Genomic DNA, 6,469 nt, shown 5'->3' on the forward strand with positions numbered 1-6,469 from the left:
TCGCTATGACTGAAAAATGCAACTTGGCTAAATTACAAATAATTCCTCAAGTCGGGCATAATATTCATCTAGAAAATACTGTAGCATTTGTGCAAAATATTCGTGATTTTTTATTTTTTTGATTTTGATTCCTCTATTTTTAAATTATATCCCATAGCAAAACAATCTCTAGGGTGAGATTGCTTTTTTGTAAATATTCAAGTGCAAAATTATGGTTGTATTTTCATGGTAATTATCTGGGCATATTATTACTGTAATTATTAAAGATTGGTGGAGATTGGGGAACGATAATTATTGGGTTATAGATGAATGGTGCAGCAGGTGAAGATGATGGACTATATTGCGTAGGTGAATAAGATTGTGTGGGAGGATAGGAAGGATAGTTATTAGGCATGGGAGAGGACGGATAGGGATTGGAATAGTTAGGATTACTCGGATAGTTGTTTTCTGGATGTTGGGAAGGTGAAGGCGGATTAGTGGGAGTTTTTGATGATGAAAACATACCCTGAACTAATTGATTTGCAAAGTTTTCTAGCAAAGGCTTCATATCAACGGCTGAAGCTTTTTGTGAATTAAAAAAAACTGTAGACAATGTAATAATAATGGCAGTTGCAACTTTAAGTTTCATGGTTATTTTCCCTGGATTTGATGATCAAAAGTGTCTGAAATGAATTGTGTTAAATAGGAGAAGATAAGATATTTGTACCCTCTCCTATGATGGAAAGTTAATCAATTAGTTCTTTATCTGAAATTTCCATCATCGTAGGTTCGGCACTTTCCAGGCTCAATTCTACCCAAGTCAACAATACCGCCAAGGTCAATTGTTTTACCTCTGCTATGATTGACATGAATTGTAAATTTTATTGGTGAATCTGCAAGAGAAGTCAAGGGATAAGTCATGGGTGTAGTGTCATAAAACCTTCTGTCACCCTGCCAACGCATAACGTTAAATCTCGTATCAGGAATACCGATAGGTCTCCAGTTTTCTCCAGTTATATAGCCAAAGGTTTGTCCCCACAAATTCAAACCATAACCATATCTTGAGTAAATTTTAAATTCTACACTAGATACTCTTGAAGAACGACTAGTAGCCTCAGCAACGACTCTAGCTCGTAATGCGCCAGAAGTATTACAAAATTCTGCATATTTGATTTCTCCAGCAATACCATCACGCTCTTGATAGTTTTGTGAAGCCTGGACGGGGAAGGAGGATGTAGCCAAGGAGGCTAACATAGCTACAAAGACAGGAATTTTTTTCAGGTTGTTCATAACATTAATTGATGTGTAATTTGCAAACTTTTTTAGTCTGTAATATTCAAATTATTGAATTACTGACTATTAATCAGATATTGAAAAAGGTTTGAGAAACAAGCTTGCTAAATCTGTTTTGCTTGTTTCTTGATAACCAAGCTACCAAAGATTTTTTGATTGGTAAAGTATTTATTAATATCAGGTTTTCAATTTTAATAACAGCAAATAAAAAATAATAATAAATAGCCAGAAATAACAGGAGATAACAATATATGAAAAGTAATAACAAGAAATAACAAAATCTAGGGATATGGTTTAAATGATGTAGGGGTTTAGCAATGCTAAACCCCTACCCGTTAAGGATTACACAAAAATATCAAGATAACAATTAGAGATTTTTCAGAGGTATTGACAGTGTAATTAATTTACCCTAGAATGTTTGTACAATAAATATTGAGGAAATCAAATGCTGCAAGATAAATTTTTAGAACAGATTAAACAACAGCTATATCCAAGAAGAAGAGAAACTTACCAGGAACTCTGTTTTCCTTTGCGTTGGCATCCCCAAAATGTCACACAATCTCAGGGATTTATTGAAGAACAAATGAGAAAACAACTCAATGTGAATATTCAGGGTATTAGTCAGATTATTAGTAGGGTTGCTTATCAGATATGGGAAATATTTCAGGAAGAAATGACTGCTGATGGTTTTCAACTAGAAAACACAAATCAACAGGGACAACCTAGAAATGAAAATCAATCTCCTTATCGTGTCACCTATAAATGGTTATGGGAGAAAAAATTTCCCCGTATGGCTTGGGATTTGGCTAAAGAAGTGGCTGAACCTGTAAAAGATGAATTGGAAATGATACCTTATGAAATACCTATACCTCAAGATAATCGCATCATCACTAGACATATTCCTAGAGAGGAAACATTACAAAAGGAAAAAGACTATCGCTTAAAAATGAATTTACCCCATACAGGTTATTTATTATTGATTAATGAAAGTGCTAATGGTGATAAATTCTTAATTTCTCCTTCTAAAGCCTTTTCTCAAATTCCTTCTTGTCGTCTATCTCAACCGCTTTTTTTCCCACCTGATAATGATACACACCGCGCTCCTTTAGCTTTTGGAACTCAAAAAGAGTTGTTTTTGGCGATTGTAACGAAGGAAGAGATTAAATTATCTTGGATAAATGAAGATTATCGTAATGAGGATGTGGATTTGAATGAACAGCATTTATTTGAGATTTTTCAAGAGGTAGGTAAATTATCTGATTTTCAGGTATTTCAGCGTAGTTTTGGGGTTGTTTAGATAGAAAATAAGGAAATAAATTTATGAAACTTATAATTGGTTTGTTTGTATGCTTATTGGTAATTATTATTATCAGCCAACCCAATTTATTATGGATGTTGTATAGGTTGGTTGGCATACTTATTCTTGTAAGAAAAGTAAAGTCAAATGAAGCAATAATTAAAGAACAAAAAATAAGACATTCAATATATATATATGCAAAAGATTTTGAAAATATCTTTGTAAAAATCACAAGATATAATAATTTTATAAGTCGTATATGCGGAATATTTATTGTGATATATGTAATTTTTTTTTCACTGGCATTAGGATTTTTATATAAATCAATGGGAAGCTATGAATGTGCTTTACCTTACTATAAACTATACTTACAAATGATGGAAACAGCCTTGAAAAAAGCTGGGAGAATTAAAGACCCTATTATGCTCCAACCTTTAGATGAGTTACGAAGATTATACGAATTAATGGAGAGATATGAAGATGCTATATCTGTATGCGAAGAATCTTTGGAAATTAGAAAAAATACGTTAGGAATTTACCATGTTGATACTGCATATAATTTAATGACGTTAGGAAGTTTATATAACGATGCAGGTAGATATAGAGATTCTATATCCACTTTGGAACAATGGTTAAAAAATAGCGAAAAGATATTAGAAATAGATCCGTTTGAACACGTAGTATGTTTAACTTACTTAATGGGATTTTACCAATCAATGGAGATGTATGAAGATGCTCTATCAGTTTCTGAAAAATTATTAGAAGCTTCTATGAATCTCCAAAAAATCAATAATTATGATATTGAACAATATGGAAGATATAAAGAATCTTTAGAGATGTTAAGTCACTTGTACCTATCAATAGGGAGATATGAAGATGCTTTATCTATACTTAAAGAATCATTAGAAATTCATAAAAATACACTAGGAATTAACCACATTGATACTGTGCTTTGTTTAAATCATTTAGGAGAATTTTACGCATTAATGGGGATGAATGAAGATGCTTCATCTTGCCTTGAAGAATCTTTAAAAGCAGGAATTGATCACTTTGATAATATAAATTATTTAGATTCTATAACAAGATTGTACGGATTCATGGAGAAATATGAAGATGCTATATCTACCCGTCAAAAATCACTAGAAATTTGTAAAAATACACTGGGAATGTACCATACTAATACTGCCAGTTCGTTAGATATGTTAGGCCAATTATTATTGAATAAGGAAAAATATGAAGATGCTTTATTTTATTTTGAACTATCTTTAGAAATTCATGAAGATATCTTAGGAAGAGACCACATTGATATTGCCAGTTCTTTAGAGGCTTTAGGATTTGTGTATTACTGTATGGGAAATTATAAAGATGCGCTACCTCTATATGAACGCTCTTTAGAAATTCATAAAAATGTCTTTGGAATTAATCACTCTGAAACTGGAAAATCTCTACTAATGCTAGGAATTTTATTGATATGTATAGGTGATATAAATACAGCATTTCAGATGATGTTACAATCTTCCAGCATCCAATTAAAATTAATAGCTCAAATTTTTAAAATTAGCAGCGAAAAACAACGTTTAACTCATTTTCAAAAAAACTATTATAACTTTGAAATTTTTATCTCTGTTGTTTATCAATATTTTTCCAATTCCCCAGAAGCTATACAAGCAGCTTTTGAATTAATCCAAAGATGTAAATTAATTGTTACAGAAACTTCGATTTTACAAAGAAATTACCTATCATCAGGACGTTATCCTCACTTAGATACACTCTTAAAGCAATATCAAGAAAAAATTCGACAAATCATTAAATTAAGTTTTCAAACTCTTACAGAAGCAGAATGGAATTATCATAAGCAACTGGTTGAAGAGCAACAAAAAATTGAACAGGATCTCAGTCGTCAAATCCCTGAATTAAACTTTGAACAGAAATTAGTAGAAATTGATCGCCGTGCGGTTGCATTAGAATTACCGGAAGGCTCAACATTGTTAGAATTTATGCGGTTGAATATCTTTAATATTTTAGATATTAAAAATCACACAACAAAATCTGCGCGTTATCTAGCATTTATCTTACCCGCAAAACAACCAGATCAAGTGCAAATGATTGATTTAGGAGAAGCTGATAATATTGATCGTCTGATTAAAGTGTTTCGAGAAAATATCATTCTAGGAAAATCAGATGGTTTTGACAGAACGATCCTAAAGATGAAAACCCAAGAGGAACTAGATAAAATCCAAGCTAATCCTGAATTAAATGAAGTATTCCAGAATAAACAACAACTAAAACAACTGCTATTTGATCCTATTCAAAAATGCTTAACCGCAGGTACTCAAAAATTAATTATCGCTCCCGATGGTGAATTAAACTTACTTCCCTTTGAACTTTTACCTGTCAATAATCATCAATATTTAATGGATGAATATACCATTAGTTACGTGAACGTCGGACGGGATATTATTCGCTTAAAATTCCCCAGTACCACCCAACCTACCCAACCTCTAATTATTGCTAATCCTGACTATAACCTCAACGATGAAAACGCCGTCATTTGCCAAGATACACCTACAAAAACCCAGCGTAGCATTGACACGGTTTATTCTGATCTCCGCAAATCTCAAGCAGACGGTATGTTTACACCCATACCCGGAACAGGTTTAGAAAGTGTAGAAATATCCCGATATTTAGGGGTAACTCCCCAAACCGAGAAAAACGCATTAGAATCCCTAGTCAAATCCCAATTATCCCCTCGCATTCTGCATATTGCTACACATGGCTATTTTCTGACTATCGAAAACCTGAAACCCTTAAAAGACACCCCTTTTTCTCAGTTAGACAGCCTACATCGAGCGGGAATGCAAAACGTTCAAAATCCTCTTTTAAGGGCAGGATTAGCCTTTGCCGGGGCAAATACAGCGTTAAATGGGGGCAGACTCCCAGCCGCAGCAGAAGATGGCATTCTGACAGCCCAAGATGTAGCCACATTTTTAGATTTAAGCGCGACCAAATTAGTAGTATTATCCGCCTGTGAATCAGGTTTAGGAGAAGTCAAATTAGGGGAATCTGTACACGGTTTAAGACACGCATTTCTCCAAACTGGGGCAAAAAGTTTAATTGTCAGTTTATGGGCTGTGAATGATATTTCTACCGCCATTTTAATGGGTCAGTTTTATCATTATTATTTAGAGGATAAAGAACCAGTAGGAAAAGCATTAGAACTGGCGAAAAGATATGTCTGTAATTTAACTGTGGGGGAAATGCGAGATACTTGGTTAACTGATGAAAAGATTGAATATGTGGGGCGATATAGTGAAGGAATGGAGGATAATTTACGGATATTAAGGAATAATTCAGATGATTATCAACCTTATAGACATCCGAAATATTGGGGGGCGTTTATTTATCTGGGATTAGCGGATTAATAGAGGGTGAATATAATAGTCGTAGGTTGGGTTGACGTAAGGAAACCTAACAAAACTTTTGACAATGTTGGGTTGCGCTGTCGCTTAACCCAACCTACATTTCTACATTTCCTTAACGCCCAAAAGGGGAATATAGAATTAGAGATTGAACAATTAAAAGCTGCTTTAGATAGATTTTTACCTTAACCTTAGTAGACTCAAAAATATCCATTGCCATTATCAACTGGATATATGGAAACTTCTGAGAATATTTTTCAATTTCTATATCTAATAGGATCTATTTTTAAATATTAAATCATGATAGCAAAACTTAAACAAATCGTACCTAATTGAGATTCCTATACAGGTTAGTTCTTAGTTCAAAATAAAAAAATGAATCTAAAAAAATATACATTTAATTACTCATGTAAGCTAAATAAAGAAAAACCAATAATTCTGTTTTTACATGGGTTCATGGGTAATATTCATGAATTTGATC

At 33.0% G+C, this 6,469-nt stretch carries 4 protein-coding genes and 1 pseudogene; 3 read left to right on the top strand and 2 right to left on the bottom strand.

Annotation, left to right across the window (positions count from 1 at the left end; translation table 11 throughout):
* Nucleotides 1–232: 232 nt before the first annotated feature.
* Both FJR06_RS22215 and FJR06_RS22220 read right to left on the bottom strand, forming a co-directional pair.
* Entirely contained in the window at nt 233–628 is a 396-nt protein-coding gene (locus tag FJR06_RS22215) for a DUF863 family protein (RefSeq protein WP_168652287.1), read from the bottom strand.
* Nucleotides 629–741: 113 nt separating this feature from the next.
* Nucleotides 742–1,269, bottom strand: coding sequence for a hypothetical protein (locus tag FJR06_RS22220; protein WP_168652288.1), 528 nt, complete (start codon nt 1,267–1,269; stop codon nt 742–744).
* Nucleotides 1,270–1,717: 448 nt separating this feature from the next.
* On the opposite strand from FJR06_RS22220, the gene FJR06_RS22225 reads away from it, so the two are divergent.
* From FJR06_RS22225 to FJR06_RS24590, 3 genes and pseudogenes are all read left to right on the top strand, one after another.
* A complete protein-coding gene (locus FJR06_RS22225) occupies nt 1,718–2,569 on the top strand; it encodes a hypothetical protein (RefSeq protein ID WP_168652289.1) in 852 nt (283 codons plus the stop codon).
* Nucleotides 2,570–2,895: 326 nt separating this feature from the next.
* Nucleotides 2,896–5,991 carry a CHAT domain-containing tetratricopeptide repeat protein gene (locus tag FJR06_RS22230; RefSeq protein WP_168652290.1) on the top strand — a complete coding sequence of 1,032 codons (3,096 nt, stop codon included), beginning with the start codon at nt 2,896–2,898 and terminating at the stop codon, nt 5,989–5,991.
* Nucleotides 5,992–6,363: 372 nt separating this feature from the next.
* Nucleotides 6,364–6,469, top strand: a pseudogene (locus tag FJR06_RS24590) (2-succinyl-6-hydroxy-2,4-cyclohexadiene-1-carboxylate synthase); the annotation flags it as partial.

This window comes from Dolichospermum sp. UHCC 0352 (assembly GCF_009711925.1).
GTDB classification, from domain to species: Bacteria; Cyanobacteriota; Cyanobacteriia; order Cyanobacteriales; family Nostocaceae; genus Dolichospermum; species Dolichospermum lemmermannii.

Coding starts and splice junctions, on each gene's coding strand:
- FJR06_RS22215 (WP_168652287.1), bottom strand. CDS start 628: ATGAAACTTAAAGTTGCAACTGCCATTATTATTACATTGTCTACAGTT.
- FJR06_RS22220 (WP_168652288.1), bottom strand. CDS start 1,269: ATGAACAACCTGAAAAAAATTCCTGTCTTTGTAGCTATGTTAGCCTCC.
- FJR06_RS22225 (WP_168652289.1), top strand. CDS start 1,718: ATGCTGCAAGATAAATTTTTAGAACAGATTAAACAACAGCTATATCCA.
- FJR06_RS22230 (WP_168652290.1), top strand. CDS start 2,896: ATGGGAAGCTATGAATGTGCTTTACCTTACTATAAACTATACTTACAA.